The sequence below is a fragment of the Oleiagrimonas sp. C23AA genome, assembly GCF_011759385.1.
Lineage (GTDB): Bacteria > Pseudomonadota > Gammaproteobacteria > Xanthomonadales > Rhodanobacteraceae > Oleiagrimonas.
The window spans coordinates 1-17,549 of the sequence record NZ_JAARLY010000014.1 but is presented as its reverse complement, the minus strand read 5'-3'; the positions used below and the strand labels follow the sequence as shown (position 1 = coordinate 17,549).

15 protein-coding genes are annotated in these 17,549 nt (G+C 65.2%); all 15 read left to right on the top strand.

Translation table 11 applies throughout. The features are described 5' to 3' along the window. The first annotated feature begins 46 nt into the window (after nucleotides 1-46). The 15 genes from rseP to HBF24_RS16785 all read left to right on the top strand — a co-directional run bounded on the left by rseP (nucleotide 47) and on the right by HBF24_RS16785 (nucleotide 17,416). Nucleotides 47-1,396 carry an RIP metalloprotease RseP gene (gene rseP, locus HBF24_RS16855; protein ID WP_167175746.1) on the top strand — a complete coding sequence of 450 codons (1,350 nt, stop codon included), beginning with the start codon at nucleotides 47-49 and terminating at the stop codon, nucleotides 1,394-1,396. Nucleotides 1,397-1,462: 66 nt separating this feature from the next. Beyond that, nucleotides 1,463-3,772: an outer membrane protein assembly factor BamA gene (bamA, locus tag HBF24_RS16850; protein ID WP_167175743.1), complete on the top strand. Its 2,310-nt coding sequence runs from the start codon at nucleotides 1,463-1,465 to the stop codon at nucleotides 3,770-3,772. A 91-nt stretch (nucleotides 3,773-3,863) separates the two neighbouring features. Then, nucleotides 3,864-4,892, top strand: coding sequence for a UDP-3-O-(3-hydroxymyristoyl)glucosamine N-acyltransferase (gene lpxD, locus HBF24_RS16845; protein WP_167175740.1), 1,029 nt, complete (start codon nucleotides 3,864-3,866; stop codon nucleotides 4,890-4,892). After that, complete coding sequence (gene fabZ / locus HBF24_RS16840; RefSeq protein WP_167175737.1) at nucleotides 4,885-5,355, top strand: 3-hydroxyacyl-ACP dehydratase FabZ; 471 nt, start codon at nucleotides 4,885-4,887, stop codon at nucleotides 5,353-5,355. The genes lpxD and fabZ overlap by 8 nt, the downstream gene beginning before the upstream one ends. Nucleotides 5,356-5,358: 3 nt before the next feature. Then, a complete protein-coding gene (gene lpxA / locus HBF24_RS16835) occupies nucleotides 5,359-6,150 on the top strand; it encodes an acyl-ACP--UDP-N-acetylglucosamine O-acyltransferase (protein ID WP_206064407.1) in 792 nt (263 codons plus the stop codon). Next, nucleotides 6,147-7,325 carry a lipid-A-disaccharide synthase gene (lpxB, locus tag HBF24_RS16830; protein ID WP_167175731.1) on the top strand — a complete coding sequence of 393 codons (1,179 nt, stop codon included), beginning with the start codon at nucleotides 6,147-6,149 and terminating at the stop codon, nucleotides 7,323-7,325. The genes lpxA and lpxB overlap by 4 nt, the downstream gene beginning before the upstream one ends. Nucleotides 7,326-7,339: 14 nt before the next feature. Beyond that, a complete protein-coding gene (gene rnhB, locus HBF24_RS16825) occupies nucleotides 7,340-7,960 on the top strand; it encodes a ribonuclease HII (RefSeq protein ID WP_240922653.1) in 621 nt (206 codons plus the stop codon). Nucleotides 7,961-8,062: 102 nt separating this feature from the next. Next, on the top strand, nucleotides 8,063-8,449 hold the full coding sequence (locus tag HBF24_RS16820) for a hypothetical protein (protein WP_167175725.1): 387 nt from the start codon (nucleotides 8,063-8,065) through the stop codon (nucleotides 8,447-8,449). 187 nt (nucleotides 8,450-8,636) lie between these two features. Further along, nucleotides 8,637-12,134, top strand: coding sequence for a DNA polymerase III subunit alpha (gene dnaE / locus HBF24_RS16815; protein WP_167175722.1), 3,498 nt, complete (start codon nucleotides 8,637-8,639; stop codon nucleotides 12,132-12,134). A 75-nt stretch (nucleotides 12,135-12,209) separates the two neighbouring features. Then, entirely contained in the window at nucleotides 12,210-13,169 is a 960-nt protein-coding gene (locus HBF24_RS16810) for an acetyl-CoA carboxylase carboxyltransferase subunit alpha (RefSeq protein WP_167175794.1), read from the top strand. Nucleotides 13,170-13,302: 133 nt separating this feature from the next. After that, nucleotides 13,303-14,046 (top strand): NYN domain-containing protein, encoded by a 744-nt coding sequence (locus HBF24_RS16805; RefSeq protein ID WP_167175719.1) that lies wholly within the window; start codon nucleotides 13,303-13,305, stop codon nucleotides 14,044-14,046. A 67-nt stretch (nucleotides 14,047-14,113) separates the two neighbouring features. Then, the gene (gene tilS / locus HBF24_RS16800; RefSeq protein ID WP_167175716.1) at nucleotides 14,114-15,415 is read left to right on the top strand and encodes a tRNA lysidine(34) synthetase TilS; all 1,302 of its coding nucleotides are present in this window, start codon (nucleotides 14,114-14,116) and stop codon (nucleotides 15,413-15,415) included. A gap of 72 nt (nucleotides 15,416-15,487) precedes the next feature. After that, nucleotides 15,488-15,745, top strand: coding sequence for an exodeoxyribonuclease VII small subunit (locus HBF24_RS16795; protein ID WP_167175692.1), 258 nt, complete (start codon nucleotides 15,488-15,490; stop codon nucleotides 15,743-15,745). Next, a complete protein-coding gene (locus HBF24_RS16790) occupies nucleotides 15,726-16,634 on the top strand; it encodes a farnesyl diphosphate synthase (protein WP_343162793.1) in 909 nt (302 codons plus the stop codon). The genes HBF24_RS16795 and HBF24_RS16790 overlap by 20 nt, the downstream gene beginning before the upstream one ends. Before the next feature lie 134 nt (nucleotides 16,635-16,768). Beyond that, complete coding sequence (locus HBF24_RS16785; RefSeq protein ID WP_167175689.1) at nucleotides 16,769-17,416, top strand: alternative oxidase; 648 nt, start codon at nucleotides 16,769-16,771, stop codon at nucleotides 17,414-17,416. The last annotated feature ends 133 nt before the right edge of the window (nucleotides 17,417-17,549 follow it).

The following is a 17,549-nucleotide window of genomic DNA, read 5'->3' as shown; positions in this document are numbered from 1 at the left end:
CGGGCGCGCCGACACCGACACCTACTTACCGACCAGCACTTAGAACATGTCGACTTTCTTCGGTTCCGTCTGGTGGTTGCTCGTCACCCTTGGCTTGTTGGTGACCTTCCACGAGTTCGGCCATTTTTGGGTAGCCCGCCGTTGCGGGGTGAAAGTTCTGCGGTTTTCCGTGGGCTTTGGCCGCGCGCTGTGGAGCCGCGTGGCCGCCGATGGCACCGAATACCGCATCGCTGCCATTCCGTTGGGCGGCTACGTGAAGATGCTCGATGCGCGCGAGGGCGAGGTGCCGGCAGCGCTGCGCGATCAGGAATTTACCGCCAAGTCGGTATGGAAGCGCATCGCCATCGTCGCGGCCGGCCCCGGCTTCAACTTCATTTTCGCCATCGCCGCGTTCTGGTTGATGTTCATGATCGGCAAGCCCGATACGGCACCGATCATCGCCACGCCGCCGGCGCAGACGCTGGCCGCGCAGGCCAAGCTGCACCAGGGCGAACGCATCGTGCAGGTGGGCGACACCCACGTCAGCACCTGGAGCGGCACGCTCGATGCGCTGACCGACGATGTGCTGGCACACCAGGATGTCGCGCTGACCGTTACCGACGCCGATCACCAGCAGCGCACGGTGATGCTGGCGCTGTCGCAGCTGCCGGCCGACGTGGACATCAACAAGGCACTGGACAAGCTGGGCCTGGCACCGGCACCGCTGCCGCCGGTGATCGACCAGATCTCGCCCGACTCGCCTGCCGCCAGCGCCGGCCTCAGGCACGGTGATCGCATCAACGCCATCAATGGCGTCAAGGTCGACAGCTTCACCGAGCTTGGCAAGGTGCTGAAAGCCCAGGCCACCAAGTCGGCCAAGCTGAGCCTTACGGTGCAACGCGACGGGCAAACGCTGACGCTGCCGGTCACCGCCCGCTGGAGCCAGCCCGAGGGCGCCCCGCAGGCGTTCTGGAACATCGGCGTCAGCGCCATGCCGCCGCAGGCGGCCACGCGCCGCTACGGTCCGCTGCGTTCGCTGGGGCAGGCCTTTGCCACCACCTGGGACAAGACCTCGACCACGCTCAGCATGATCGGCCGCATGCTCACCGGCCATGCCTCGACCAAGAACCTGTCCGGCGTGATCACCATTGCCCAGGTCGCCAATACCTCGGCGCATCTGGGCTTTACCTGGTTCCTGGAATTCCTGGGTTTGGTCTCGCTGAGCCTGGCTGTTTTGAACCTGCTGCCCATTCCCATCTTGGACGGCGGTCACCTGCTGTATTACCTTATTGAATTGGTCAAGGGCAGCCCCGTCAGCGAGCGCGCCATGATGGCCGGCCAGTTTGTCGGCATGGCATTGCTTGCCACACTGGTCGGGCTGGCGTTCTACAACGACATTCTAAGGCTGGCCTCGTGAGGCGAGGTCACCGTTCGCTGCGGCTCCATGCCGCGCCCTAAGCCGCCTTTTTTACTGGAATCGACGATGAAGCGTATCGCCGCCCTGCTCCTGCTCGCCTCCATGTCCGCCAAGGCCATGGCCTTTCAGCCATTCGTGGTCCAGGACATCCGTATCGACGGCCTGTCGCGTATTTCCGCCGGGTCGGTGTTGAGCTACCTGCCCGTGGACAAGGGCGACACCCTGACCGATGCCGGTGCGCAGCAGGCCATCCATGCCCTGTACAACACCGGCTTCTTCTCGGACGTGGAGCTGGACCGCCAGGGCGACATCCTGGTGGTGAAGGTGCACGAGCGCCCGTCCATCTCCAAGCTCAACATCCGCGGCAACAAGGACATCAAGAGCGATGACCTGAAGAAGGGCCTGAAGGACGCCGGCCTCGCCGAGGGCCAGACCTTCGACCGTCTCACGCTCGATCGCGTGCAGCAGGAGCTGATCCGCCAGTATTACAACCGCGGCAAGTACAACGTGTCGGTGATTCCGCACGTCACGCACCTCAATCGCAACCGCGTGGCCATCGACCTGGAAATCCGCGAGGGCAAGGCGGCCAAGATCAAGCAGATCAACGTCGTCGGCAACACCAAGTTCTCCGACAAGCAGATCCGCAAGAACTTCGAATCCGACACCAGCAACTGGCTGTCCTGGTACTCCAAGGACGATCAGTACTCGAAGGAAAAGCTCTCCGGCGACCTGGAGAAGCTGGGCGACTTCTACATGGATCGCGGCTATGCCGACTTTGGCGTCGATTCGACCGAGGTGACCATCAGCCCGGACAAACGCGACATGTACATCACCGCCAGCATCAAGAAGGGCGAGGTGTACAAGGTTTCGGACATCCATCTGCTGGGCAACCTGATCCTGCCCGAGAAGACCATGCGCCATCTGGTCTTCATCAAGAAGGGGCAGAAGTTCAACCGCGCACTGATCGAGGCCAGCAAGAAGGCCATGAAGGCGACGCTGGCCAACCTGGGCTATGCCTACGCCGAGGTGCAAACAATTCCCAAGCTGGACAAGAAGGACCGCACGGTCGATCTGACCTTCTACGTCAAGCCGGGTGACCGCATCCATGTGCGTCGCATCAACTTCTCCGGCAACACGCGCACCGAGGACGACGTGCTGCGCCGTGAAATGCGCCAGCTGGAAGGGTCCTACTACAACCAGGCGGCGATCGACCGCTCCAAGGTGCGTCTGCAGCGCCTGGGTTACTTCAAGGACGTCAAGATCACCAAGTCGCGCGTGCCGGGCACGCCGGACCAGGTCGACCTGAAGGTCAAGGTGGAAGAGCAGTCGGCCGGCAGCCTGCAGTTCGGCGTCGGCTACTCGCAGTACTCGGGCATGATCCTGAGCGGCTCGGTGTCGCAGAACAACTTCATGGGCACCGGCGACAAGTTCTCCGTCAGCGCCGAGACCAGCAGCTACTACAAGCGCGTCAGTCTGGGCTACGTGAACCCGTACCTGACCGACAGCGGCGTCAGCATCGGCTACAACGCCACCTATTCCAAGCTCGACTACAACAATACTGACCTGGCCAACTACACCAACAGCACGCGGTCGTTCTCCAGCTATCTGGGCATCCCGGTGGGCGAGTTCGATTCCATGCAGGTGGGCCTTGGCATCAGCAGCACGCTGATCAACACCTATCCCGGCTACACACCGCAGTCGCTGATCGACTACCAGAACCTGATCGGGCACAAGACGGTGCATGCCTGGACGCTGACCACGGCGTACACGCACGATACCCGCAACGACTACTGGGCGCCGACCCACGGCGGTCTGGAAAGCCTGTCGGTCAACGCCTCGCTGCCGGGCTCGACCGTGCAGTACTGGAAGGCCAACTACCAGGGCAACTACTACTGGCCGGTGGGCGGCGGCTTTGTGCTGTACGTCGATGGCGAGCTGGGCTACGGCAAGACCTACGGCAAGGACAAGGGTCTGGCCTTCCCGTTCTGGGAGAACTACTACGCTGGCGGCGTGAACGACGTGCGTGGCTTCCAGGACAACACCCTGGGTCCGCGCGAGAATGTGCCTTACTACAGCTACGATCAGCCCATCGGCGGCTCGTTCAAGGTCAAGGGCACCACCGAGCTGTACCTGCCGCTGCCATTCCTGAAGGATGTGCGCACGGCGCGCGTGTCGCTGTTCGCCGACGTCGGCCAGGTGTACAAGGACTACAACAGCTTCGATGCCAGCAAGCTGGACGCCTCGGTCGGTATTTCGCTGCACTGGCAGGCACCGATCGGTCCGCTGATCATCAACTTCGCCAAGCCGGTGCGCACGCAGCCGGGCGATGGTCACTACGAAGAGCGCATCCAGTTCACCTTCGGCAACCAGTTCTGATGGCCGGCGCCCTCTTGCCGGGCGCGTGGCCACATCCATCTTTGCATACAGAAAACCCGTCCCCGCGACGGGTTTTCTGCGGGGAGGGCCCGTGAAAACATCCATCTCCCACCGCCTGGACACCCTGGCCGAACGCTTTGGCCTGGCCGTGCATGGCGATGGCACTACTGAAATTTCCGGCGTCGGCTCGCTGGCCAGTGCCATCGAGGGCGAACTGGCCTTTCTGGCCAATGCACGCTACGGCGCACAGCTCAAGAGCACCGGCGCCAGCGCCGTGGTATTGAAGGCCGATCAGGCCGATAGCTGCCCCGTGCCGGCACTGATCGCCGACGATCCGTACGTGGCTTACGCCAAGATCGCCGCGCTGTTCGAGACGCTCCCTGCGCCGCAGCCGGGCATCCACCCCAGCGCGGTGATCGCCGAGGGGGCCAAGGTCAGCGATTCGGCCAGCATCGGCCCGCTGGTGGTGATCGAGGCCGGTGCCGTGGTCGAGGACGGCGCCGTGATCGGCCCGCATTGCTGCATCGGTCCAGACTGCGTGGTCGGGGCGCAGTCGCGCCTGGTCGCGCGCGTCACCCTGGTCGCACGCGTGACCCTGGGCCGGCGCGTGCTGATCCACCCCGGTGCGGTGCTGGGCGCCGACGGCTTTGGTCTGGCCTTCGATCGCGACCACTGGATCAAGGTCCCGCAGCTCGGTGGCGTGCGTATCGGCGACGACTGCGAGATCGGCGCCAATACCACCATCGACCGTGGCGCCCTGGAGGACACCGTGCTCGAAGAGGACGTGCGCCTGGACAACCAGATTCAGATTGCCCACAACGTGCACATCGGCGCGCACACCGCCATGGCCGGCTGCTCGGCCATCGCCGGCAGCGCCAAAGTTGGCAGATGGTGCATGGTGGGGGGCAATGCCGGTATCCTCGGCCACCTGGAAGTGGCTGATCGCGTGACGATTACCTCCAAGAGCCTGGTGACCTCCTCGATCAGGGAGCCGGGCGAGTACTCTTCCGGCGTGCCGCTGCAGGACAATCGATCCTGGCGCCGCAACGCCGCCCGTTTCAAGCATCTAGATGAGCTCGCGCGCCGTCTCACGGCGCTGGAAAGGAAAACCCATGACTGACAAGTCCGACACCGTGAAACTGCCCGTGGATGTGGAGCAGATCCAGCGCCTGCTGCCGCACCGCTACCCGTTTGCCCTGGTCGACCGGGTCATCGAGGTAGAGCCGGGCAAGCGCATCGTCGGCTACAAGAATGTCTCCATCAACGAGCCATTCTTCCAGGGCCACTTCCCCGGACATCCGGTCATGCCCGGCGTACTGATCGTCGAGGCCATGGCGCAGGCGGCCGGCGTGCTGGTGCGCCTTTCCTCCGACGGCAACGATGCCGGCGCGGCCAACCTGTTCTATCTGGTCAAGGTGGACAAGGCGCGCTTCACCTCGATGGTGGTACCGGGCGACCAGCTGCGCCTGGAGGTCTCGCTCAAGCGCATGCTGCGCGGCATGGGTCTGTTCGAGGGGCGCGCGCTGGTCGATGGCAAGGAAGTGGCCAGCTGCGAGCTGATGTGCGCCGGACGCAACGACTGACGGCTGGTGAAGGACGCTGCGATGATTCATCCGACCGCCCAGATCGATCCTGCCGCCAAGCTGGCTGAGGATGTGACTGTCGGCGCCTACTCGGTGATCGGCGCCAACGTGGAAATCGGCGCCGGTACGCAGATCGGTCCGCATGTGGTCATCGAAGGCCCTACGCGCATCGGCTGCAACAACCGCATCTGGCAGTTCGCCTCCGTCGGCGGCGATCCGCAGGACAAGAAGTTCGATGGCGAGGCCACACTGCTGGAAATCGGTGACGGCAACGTGATCCGCGAGTTTGTCACCATCAACCGTGGCACCGGCAGCGGTGGCGGAGCCACGCGTATCGGTGACGACAACTGGCTGCTGGCCTACGTGCACATTGCGCACGACTGTGTGGTCGGCAGCCACACCGTGTTCTCCAACAATGCTTCGTTGGCCGGCCACGTGGAAGTGGGTGACTGGGTGATCATGGCCGGCTTCTCCGGTGTGCACCAATTCTGCAAGGTCGGCGCGCACGCCTTTATCGGCATGGGCTGCCTGGTCGGCGGCGACGTGCCGCCTTACGTGATGATGGCCAATGAGCAGCGCGGCCGCCCGCGCGGCATCAACAGCGAGGGTCTGAAGCGCCGCGGCTTCGACGCCGATCGCATTGCCGGCATCAAACGTGCCTATCGCACGCTGTACATGGCGGGCCTGCCGCTGGCCGAAGCGCGCCAGCAGCTGATGGAGCAGGCCGAGAACAGCGAGGACGTCGCGGCCATGGTCGAGTTTCTGGAACGCTCCGAACGCGCGCTGATGCGATGAGTGTCGACGCGACGGCTACCGCCGGCCCCACCATCGCCCTGATTGCCGGGGAAGCCTCCGGTGACGCACTGGGCGCCGACCTCATCAGCGCGTTGCGCGCGCGCCATCCCGGCGCGCGCTTTGTCGGCGTCGGTGGCCCGCGCATGGCCGAGGCCGGCTTCGAAGCCTGGCACAGCATCGACGAGCTGTCGGTGATGGGTTTCGCCGAGGTGCTCTCGCAACTGCCGCGTCTGCTCAAATTCCGCAAGCAACTGGTGCGCCGGCTGATCGGCGAACGTCCCGCGCTGGTGGTTGGCATCGACGCACCGGACTTCAATCTGGGTGTGGAAAGGCGCCTGAAGGCGGCCGGCCTGCATACCGTGCACTACGTCAGTCCGTCGGTCTGGGCCTGGCGCGAAAAGCGCGCCGAGAAAATCGCCCATGCCGCCGACCGCGTGCTGTGCCTGTTCCCGATGGAGCCGGCCATCTATGCCCGCCACGGCGTCGATGCGCGCTTTGTCGGTCACCCGCTGGCCGAACGCTTTCCGTTGGTAGCCGACCGTGCCGGCGCCCGCGCCACGCTCGACCTGCCGCCGCACCAGCCGGTGCTCACGGTGATGCCCGGCAGCCGTCGTAGTGAGGTCGAGCGCCTGGCGGAACCTTTCATCGGCGCGGCGCAGCACCTGCTTGAGGCCCTGCCCGGCCTGCGCATTCTGGTGCCAGCGGCCAACAGTGCCTGCCGTGCCGTGCTGCAGCCGCTGATCGACCGCACCGGCCGGCCCTCCGCCTTCACGGTGCTCGACGGCCAGTCGCATACCGCCATGCTGGCGGCCGACGTGGTGTTGCTGGCCTCGGGCACGGCCACCCTGGAAGCGATGCTGGCAAAACGGCCGATGGTGGTCGGTTACCGCGTATCTCCCAGCACTTACCGCTTTGTGCGCGCGCTGCGCCTGATCAAGACGCGGCTGTTCGCGCTGCCCAATATCCTGGCCGACGAGCGCCTGGTGCCCGAACTGATGCAGGACGCCTGCACCGCCGAGGCTTTGGCGCGCGAAGTGCACGGCCTGTTCATGGACAGTGAGCGTCGCGGCGAGCTGGTGACACGCTTCGAACAGCTGCACGAAGCGTTGCGCGGCGGCCTGCAGGGTAGCCCCGCCGAGCACGCCGCCGAGGCGCTGGACGATTACCTGTCATGAGCCGGTGTGCGCCCATGCCGTGTGTCAGCGACACGCTGGATCCAGACTGGCGCGTGGCCGGTGTCGACGAGGCCGGCCGTGGCCCGCTGGCCGGTCCGGTAGTGGTCGCGGCGGTGATTCTGGACCCGGCGCGGCCCATTGCCGGCCTTGACGATTCCAAGAAACTGACCGAGCGCGTGCGCAATACGCTGTTCCCGCAGATCCAGGAACGCGCGCTGGCCTGGTCGATCGTCGAGATGCATCGCGACGAGATCGACCACCTGAACATTTTCCAGGCCACCATGACCGGCATGTGCCGGGCACTGGAAGGGCTCGCCCTGACGCCCGACTACGCCCTGGTCGATGGCAACCGCCTGCCCAAGGCGCTGCCGTGCCCGGGGCAGGCGGTGATCGGTGGCGACGGCAGCGAGGCGTGCATCGGCGCGGCTTCGATTCTGGCCAAGGTGCATCGCGACCGCTACATGGTCGACCTGCACCAGCGCTTTCCCGACTACGGTTTCGCCCGCCACAAGGGCTACCCGGTACCCGAGCATCTGGACGTGCTGCGTCGCATTGGACCGTGCGATGAACACCGGCGCAGCTTCGCTCCGGTGCGCGAACGCCTGCAGGCGGATCTGATCGGCAGCGCACTTTAAACCCTTCAGCTCACGGCGACATCTCAAGGCTGCACTCATCGTTGTCCGGTCCCACCGGTCTCACGGATGATGCCGTACGCCAGGCCCTTACGGAGGCCCGCCATGACTCCCCTGAATACCGCTCCCCTGACCCTGGGCGATCTGGCCCGTACCCTGCGCCAGATGCGCGCCGACCCCGACTGGCAAAGCGCCTGTCCCGACCGCGCCGCGCTGGATGCGCTGCTGCAACGCCTGGATGGTGAATCTGCCGCCGCCGATGAGCCCACGCCCGACCTCTGGCTGCAGCAGGCCGCCGCCTACAACGATTTCGACCGTTACCGCCGCCGGCTCAGCGCACGTCTGAACCTGCCCGACCATGCGCCACTGCGCGTCGCCCCGGAACAGTGGCTGCGCGACAGAATGCGCCAACGCGAGGGACTTGAGGCCATGCCATTCGACCCGCATGAACCACGTTCACGGCTGCCGACGGGCCGTTTCCGCATCAGCTGACGGCCGCGGCCCCTTACCCGCGCTGCGCTACCTGGTCGACAGGTTCCGGCAGCGCGGGTGATTTGTCACAGACGCCGTGACATGCATCCCTGGCATGCCGGGCGAAGGCGCAATGAGTCCGCGCTGTCAATGGCTTGCTGGCGCCGACCCCGGCCGCTACGCTTCCCTGACACACTGCGCTTGACCGATGTCCGCACGCTTCGTCCACCTGCACGTTCACAGCGAGTTCTCACTCGTCGATTCGACTATCCGCATCAAGGGGCTGGTCGACGGCTGCGTGCGCGCGGACATGCCGGCGGTGGCGCTGACGGACGTGAACAACCTGTTCGCGCTGGTCAAGTTCTACCGCGCCGCCGAAGGCAAGGGCATCAAGCCGATTGCCGGCGCCGATATCTGGCTGTCCGACCCCGATGATCCGCGGCCGTATCGTCTGACCCTGCTGTGTCAGGACCGCAACGGCTACCTGAACCTGTCGCGGCTGATCTCGCGCGCCTGGATCGAGGGTCAGCGCGGCGGCCACGCATTGGTCGAAGCCGAGTGGCTGCGCGAATATGCCGAAGGCCTGATCGTGCTGGTCGGGCGCGAAAGCCATATCGGACGCAGCGCCGCCAAGCGTCCGGCGCCGGCCCAGGCCGCACTGGGCCAATTGCGCACGCTGTTCCCCGACCGCCTGTATCTGGAGCTGACGCGCACCGACCGCGAGGGCGAGGACGCCTGGAACGCAGCAGCGCTGAATCTGGCCGATGCGCTGGACCTGCCGATTGTCGCCAGCAACGACGTGCGCTTCCTGCGCGAAGAGGATTTCGACGCCCACGAGGCGCGCGTTTGCATCCATCAGGGCCGTGTGCTGGCCGATCCCAAGCGCCCACGCGACTACTCCAAAGAGCAGTACCTGAAAACGCCCGAGCAGATGGCCGAGCTGTTTGCCGATCTGCCCGAGGCGCTGGAAAACACCGTCGAGCTGGCCAAGCGCTGCAACCTGGAACTGGAGTTTGGCACCTACTACCTGCCCGACTTCCCGGTGCCCGAAGGCCACGATCTCAACAGCTTCATCCGCGAGGAAGCACGCAAGGGCCTGGAAGAGCGCCTGACCGTGCACCCGCTGGCGCCGGGCAAAACCCGCGAGGACTACGATGCGCGCCTGGAGCGCGAGCTGGACGTCATCATCTCGATGGGCTTCCCCGGCTACTTCCTGATCGTGGCCGACTTCATCCAGTGGGGCAAAGACAATGACATTCCCGTCGGCCCCGGCCGCGGGTCCGGTGCCGGCTCGCTGGTCGCCTGGTCGCTGAAGATCACCGATCTGGACCCGCTGCCCTACGACCTGCTGTTCGAGCGCTTTTTGAACCCCGAGCGCGTGTCGATGCCCGACTTCGACATCGACTTCTGCATGGACCGCCGCGACGAGGTGATCGACTACGTCGCGCGCAAGTACGGGCGCGAGAAGGTCAGCCAGATCATCACCTACGGCACCATGGCGGCCAAGGCGGTGGTGCGCGATACCGGCCGTGTGCTGGGGTTGGGTTACGGCCACGTCGATTCCATCGCCAAGCTGATTCCCAACACGCTGGGCATCAGCCTGAGCGAGGCACTGGAAGAGTCGGCCGACCTCAAGATGCGCTATGAGCACGAGGACGAAGTCCGCGAGCTGATCGACCTGGCGCTGAAACTGGAAGACCTGACGCGCAACGCCGGCAAGCACGCCGGCGGCGTGGTCATCGGCCCGCGCCCGCTGACCGACTTCTCGCCGCTGTACGCCGAAGAAGGCGGCGGCGGCGTGGTCACCCAGTTCGACAAGAACGACGTCGAATCGGTGGGCCTGGTGAAGTTCGACTTCCTGGGCCTGCGCACGCTGACCATCATCGACTGGGCGGTCAAGGCCATCAACCAGCGGCACAAGGCCGAGGGCCGCGAGCCGCTGGATATTACCCAGTTGCCGCTGGACGATCCTGAGTCCTACGCGCTGTTTGCGCGCGGCGACACGGTGGCGGTGTTCCAGTTCGAATCGCGCGGCATGCGCGAGCTGCTCAAGCGCGCGCAGCCAGACACCTTCGAGGACATCATCGCGCTGGCCGCGCTGTTCCGTCCCGGCCCGTTGGGCTCGGGAATGGACCGCGACTGGACCGACCGCAAACATGGCCTGGCCGAGGTCACCTATCCGCATCCGCTGCTGGAACCGGTACTCAAGCCTACCTACGGCGTGATCGTGTACCAGGAACAGGTGATGCAGATCGCCCAGGTGCTGGCCGGCTACAGCCTGGGCGGCGCCGACCTTCTGCGCCGCGCCATGGGTAAGAAAAAGCCCGAGGAAATGGCCAAGCAGCGTGCCATCTTCGAGGAAGGCGCGGCCAACAACCACATCGAACCGGAGGTGGCCACGTCCATCTTCGACCTGATGGAAAAATTCGCCGAGTACGGCTTCAACAAGTCGCACTCGGCCGCCTATGCGCTGGTGGCCTACCAGACCGCCTGGCTGAAAAAGCACTACCCGGCCGAATTCATGTCGGCCACGCTGTCTTCGGACATGGACAACACCGAAAAGGTGGTCACGTTCCTGGACGAGTGCAAAGCCATCGGCCTGACCGTGCTGCCACCGGACGTCAACAGCTCCGTGTTCATGTTCACGGCGACCCAGCCCGACACCGTGCGTTACGGCCTGGGCGCCATCAAGGGCGTCGGCGAAGGGGCCTGCCAGTCCATCGCCAGCGAACGCGATGCCAACGGTCCGTACAAGGATCTGGCCGACTTCTGTCGTCGCGTCGATCCGACCCGCTTCAACAAGCGTGTGCTGGAAGCGCTGATCAACGCCGGCGCCATGGACAAGCTGGCGCCCAACCGCGCCAGTCTGATGCTGCAGCTGCCCGAGGCGATGAAGGCCGCCGATCAGCACCTGCGCAACACACGTACCGGCCAGAACGACATGTTCGGCGCCTCCAGCCCGGCCGCCATCGAGATTGAACTGCCCACCTGTGACGAGTGGCCGCTGGAGCAGCTGCTGCACGGCGAACGTGAAACGCTGGGGCATTATCTTTCCGGCCATCCCACCGATCCCTGGCGCGATGTGCTGGCGCAGCTGGCCACTTGCCCGCTGAACGAAATCGAGCACCGCTACCAGCCGCCGGCGCCCCGTCGCGGCGGCGATGGCGAGGAAAACCGCTTCCGCCGCGCACCGGAAACGCCCTGGGTGGTCGCCGGCATGGTCACGGCGGTGCGCAAGCGCGGTGATACGGCCGCCTTTGTGCGCCTGGAGGATGGCGGTGGCGCCATCGAAATCAGCCTGTTCCGCGAGGCCTTTACCGAATACAGCCCGCTGCTGACGCGCGACGCGCTGCTGGTGGTCGAAGGTGGCCTGTCCATCGACGATTTTTCCGGCGGCTACCAGGTCCGCGCCAAGCGCGTAATGGGCCTGCAGGAAGCCTGCGAGGACCTGGCGCGCCTGCTGAAGATCCAGGTCAACGGCATCGGCGCACCGTTCCTGGAAGGTCTGCGCGAGACATTGGGGCCATACCGTGGTGGCGCCACACCGCTACTGCTGTCAGGCTATCGCAATGGCGTCGGCCAGGCCGACATCGAACTGGGTCCCAGTTGGCGCGTGCGCGCCGCCCCCGATCTGGTACGCCGCCTGCGCGGCCTGCCGGGGGTGCTGGGCACCGAACTGAAACTGGGCCGGCTGGGCGGCTCCTGACGCGCGTGCCATACGCTGTCGCATGTCATGCAGCAGCGTTATAATGGCAGTCTTTATGGGCTCGAACTGCGACGAATGAACCCTAACTTCCTCGATTTCGAACAACCGATCGCCGAGCTGGATGCGAAGATCGAAGAGCTTCGCCACGCCAGCCACGGGCAGGCGTTCAATATTGAGGAGGAAATCTCCCGCCTGCGCGAAAAGCTCAAGACCAAGACGGCGGAGATTTTCAAGAACCTCACGCCCTGGCAGATCAGCCAGTTGTCGCGCCATCCGGGCCGCCCGTACACACTCGATTACATCGGCGTGATGTGCGAAGAGTTCCACGAACTGGCCGGTGATCGCGCTTATGCCGACGATCACGCTATTGTCGGTGGCATGGGCCGCATCAACGGCCGCCCGGTGATGATCATCGGCCACCAGAAGGGCCGCGACACCAAGACCAAGGTGCGCCGCAACTTCGGCATGCCGCGTCCGGAAGGCTATCGCAAGGCGCTGCGCCTGATGAAGATGGCCGAGCGCTTCAAGATGCCACTGCTGACCTTCATCGACACGCCGGGCGCCTACCCTGGCGTGGGTGCCGAGGAACGCGGCCAGTCCGAAGCCATTGCGCGCAATCTGCTGGAGATGTCGGAGCTAACCATTCCGGTGGTCTGCACCGTGATCGGCGAAGGCGGCTCCGGCGGCGCGCTGGCCATTGGTGTGGGCGACCGCGTCAACATGCTGCAGTACTCCACCTATTCGGTGATCAGCCCGGAAGGTTGCGCCTCGATCCTGTGGAAGAGCGCAGAGAAGGCCAAGGATGCCGCCGAGGCACTGGGCCTGACCGCACAGCGCCTGAAAGAGCTGGACCTGATCAACAAGATCGTGCGTGAGCCGCTGGGCGGCGCCCATCGCAATCCACAGTCGATGGCGGTGCGTCTGAAAGCGGTGCTGATGAACCAGATCGACGAGCTGTCGGCGCTGGATACCGCCAAGCTCCTGGAGCAGCGCTACGAGCGCCTGCGCAGCCTGGGCAATTACGCCGGCAAATAAACCGCGCGGTACTAGCCGCACCCCATGAAACGGCGTCGCTATAGCGGCGCCGTTTTCCTTTGAGCGCGACGCGGACGCGCGCCCTGCCCCGGCGTTACCATGAGCCCATTGCTACACAGTGGGAGGGCGCATCATGGCGCAACACAGCCAGAAGCTGGCGGTACTGATCGATGCCGACAACGCGCAACCGGCGATTGTCGACGGCCTGCTGGCCGAGATCGCCAAGTACGGCACCGCGCACGTCAAACGCATCTACGGTGACTGGACCGGCTCGCACCTCAATGGCTGGAAGGCAGTGCTGCTCAGCCATTCGATACAGCCCATGCAGCAGTTTCGCTACACGGTGGGCAAGAACGCCACCGACTCGGCGATGATCATCGACGCCATGGACCTGCTCTACACCGAGCGTTTCGATGGCTTTTGCATTGTCTCCAGTGACAGCGATTTCACCCGGCTGGCCTCGCGCATCCGAGAGTCGGGTCGCGTGGTCTACGGCTTTGGCGAACGCAAGACGCCCGAGCCATTCCGCACCGCCTGCGACAAGTTCGTCTACACCGAGGTGCTGGTGCCGGCCACCGAAAGCGAGCCATCCGGCTCGGTCAAACGCATGAGCGCCAAACAGCTGCGCGGCGACACGCGCCTGGTCAACCTGGTGCGTAACGCCATCGATGCCGCCTCCGATGAAAGTGGCTGGGCCGGGCTTGGCGCGGTCGGCTCGATCATGAGCAAGCAGGCGCCGGACTTCGATTCGCGCAACTACGGCTACGGCAAGCTCAGCGGACTGATCACCGGCATCGGCCTGTTCGATACCGAAGAGCGCGCCACCGGGCACGGCAAGGCGCTGTACGTGCGCGAAAAGCCCAAGTCCAAGCACTAACGCGTGCGGGTGTCAGCACGGCGCAGCCACTACACTGTGCGCCACGTACCTGCCGCTGTTTTTTGCCGTGCCTGCCACACTGACCGATCACCTATCCAAGGCGCTGGCCGAACGCCCGGCCGGCGCGCTTTGTGTCGCCTTCAGCGCCGGCCCCGATTCCAGCGCCCTGCTGCACGCGCTGACCACCCTGCCGCAAGCGCGCGCGCGTGGTTTGCGTGCCGTGCATGTGGACCACGGGCTGCACGCCGATAGCGCGTCCTGGGCCGAGCATGCCCGTCAGCGCTGCGAGCAATGGAACGTGCCGCTGAAGGTCTTGCGTGTACAGGTGCACGCGCAAGGCCAGGGCATCGAAGCGGCCGCCCGCGAGGCACGCTATGGCGTACTGGCCGCGACTTTGCACCAGTGCGAAACCCTGCTCACCGCCCAGCATGCCGACGATCAGGCCGAGACCGTGCTGCTGAAAGCCTTGCGCGGCGCCGGTCCGCACGGACTGGCCGGCATGCGCGGGGAACGCGCACTCGGCGCCGGCCAGCTATGGCGCCCGCTGCTTGCCGTGCCCCGCGGGGTGCTCACGCGATACGTGCAGATGCACCAGCTGGAATGCATCGACGACCCGGCCAACCGCAGTGAACATCACGCGCGCAGTTTCCTGCGCCAGGCGGTGATGCCGAAGCTGGCCCGCCACTGGCCGCGCGCCGCCACCACGCTGGGTCACACCGCCGCGCTGCAGGCAGACGTGGCCGATTATCTCGACGGACAGGCCCAGGCGGCATGGCATGCACTGCTTGCCGCCGACGGCAGCCTGGCAGCGCCCGGCTGGCGCGCGCTGCATCCGGCCCTGCGCGGGCTGGTGCTGGAGCGCTGGCTGCACGATCGGCGACTGCCGGCGCCCACGCAGGCGCAGCGCCAGGAACTGGAACGCCAGATCGATACCGCCGGCGCCGATCGCAACCCGCGTATCGCCTGGCCCGGTGCGCAGATGCGCCTCTGGCGTCAGCGCATGTACGCGCTGCCCATCCTGCCGCCGCTGCCGAAAGACTGGACATCCGATTGGACGGAGGATGCGCTGGCGCTGCCCGGCCTTGCCGGCACACTGTGCTGGAACGCGTCGCCAAGCGCCGCACCGGACCTCACCGTGCGCCTGGATGTCCCCGGTGCGCAGATAAAGCCCGCTGGTGATCGGCACACACGCGATGTCCGCGACCTCTACCAGCGCGCAGGCATTCCCCCATGGCGGCGTCGGCACTGTCCGTTTCTGTTCGACCCAGGCGGCACCCTGCTGGCCGTGGCCGACCTGTGGGCCAGCACCGAGGCCGAGGCACTTTACGCCCAGTGTGGCGCGCGGCCGGTCTGGCATTGCACGCTCTAAAGGCCCATCGGCACGCCCCAACGCCGGCCGCCACATTGATTCTGAGGCCCCATCTGGAGTACTTTCCCCGCCATGAAAGAGCCCGCCAAACCCCAGGATGAAGGCCGCATCGCGCATTTTGAAAGCTCGCTGGACGAGCTCGAATCGCTGGTTGCGCGCATGGAAGGCGGCGACATGAGCCTGGACGACTCGCTGAAGTCGTTCGAGCGCGGCATTGCGCTGTACCGTGATTGCCAGCAGGCCCTGGAACAGGCCGAGCTGCGCGTGCGCCTGCTGCTCGATCCCGAAGCCCCTGACGACGCCCAGCCATTTGAATCCGACGCCTCCTGATTACCAGGCCCAGGCGCAGGCACTGACCGCGCGTGCCGATGCCGCGCTGGCCGCGGTGCTGCCCGCCGAAACGGCCGACCCTGCCACCTTCCATCGCGCCATGCGCTACGCCGTGCTCGGCGGCGGCAAGCGGCTGCGCCCGTTGCTGGTCTATGCCGCCGGTCTGGCCGTGGATGGCGATGGTGCGCAGCTGGACGCGCCGGCCTGCGCGGTGGAGCTGATCCACGCCTACTCGCTGGTACATGACGACTTGCCGGCGATGGACGACGACGCCCTGCGCCGCGGCCGCCCGACCTGCCACGTGGTGTTCGGCGAAGCGACCGCCATTCTCGCCGGCGACGCCTTGCAGGCGTTGGCCTTCGAACTGCTGGCGCGTGACGAACCGGCGGGCAGCATCAGTGCCGACGCCCGCCTGCGCATGCTGGCCACACTGGGCCAGGCCTGTGGTTCGGCCGGCATGGCCGGCGGTCAGGCCGTGGATCTGGATTCGGTCGGGCAGGCGCTGGACCTGGCAGGACTGGAGCGCATGCACGCGATGAAGACCGGTGCGCTGATCCGGGGCTCGGTGCGTCTGGGTGCGCTCGCAGGGCACTGCGACGACGACGTCACGCTGGGCGCACTGGACACCTATGCCCACGCCGTGGGTCTGGCGTTCCAGGTGCGCGACGACATTCTGGATGTGGAAGGCGCCACCGAGGTGATCGGCAAGACCGCCGGCAAGGACGCCGCCAACGACAAGCCGACCTTCCCGGCGCTTTTGGGCATGGACGCTTCGCATCGCCATCTGGCCGAACTGATCGAACAGGCGCGGGACGCGATTGCGCCACTGGGTAAGAACGCCGGCCTATTGGCGTGGCTGGCCCGCTACACCGCCGAGCGAAAACATTGAGCGGCGCGAACATGATCTTTGCGTGTTTGGTGTTCGCCTGACATACATCAAGAGGTCATACCCCTGTCCACGGCACCATGAGCCCCGTACCCCATAGAGCACCGCAACGTCGCGGCCGCGTACGAGGAAACATCATGGACACGCAAGTCGACCTCAAACTGCATCATGCCCCCAAAGGTTTTTCGGACCGCTTTGCCTTCGGCTTCGTGAAGTGCCTGCGTTTCATTGCCGACCTTTTCTTTCGCCGGCGCTACGGTCATCGGGCGGTGGTCCTGGAAACGGTCGCGGCCGTACCTGGCATGGTCGGCGCCACCTTCCAGCATCTGAAAGCGCTGCGCCGCATGCGTGGTGATCGGGGATGGATCCATGTGCTGCTGGAAGAGGCAGAGAATGAGCGCATGCATCTGATGACCTTCATCCAAATCACCCGGCCCACGCTACTCGAACGCGCGCTCGTATTGGTCGTGCAAGGCCTGTTCTATAACGCCTTCTTCCTGCTGTACCTGGTTTCCCCGCGCACGGCACACCGCGTGGTCGGCTACTTCGAAGAGGAAGCCGTGATCAGCTATAACCACTACCTTGAGCAGATCGACAGTGGTGAAGTGGAAAACGTGATGGCGCCGCAGATCGCCATCGACTACTGGCACCTGGCGCCAAACGCCCGGCTTCGTGACGTGGTGGTGGCGGTGCGGCTGGACGAGGTTGGTCATCGAGACGTCAACCATGGCTTCGCCAACGAACTGGCCGATATCAGCGTAACGACCGCCCAGCACGCCGACTGAGCCCCCATCAGGCGTCTGGAATCGACAGGAAAAGGCGGCCTATCTGAACTGACCCCATAAAGTTGGACAGTTGAAGCGGCTAAGCCACCAAGGGCTGGGTTCTGTACTGCACAGGACTCAGCCCTTTCAGTTT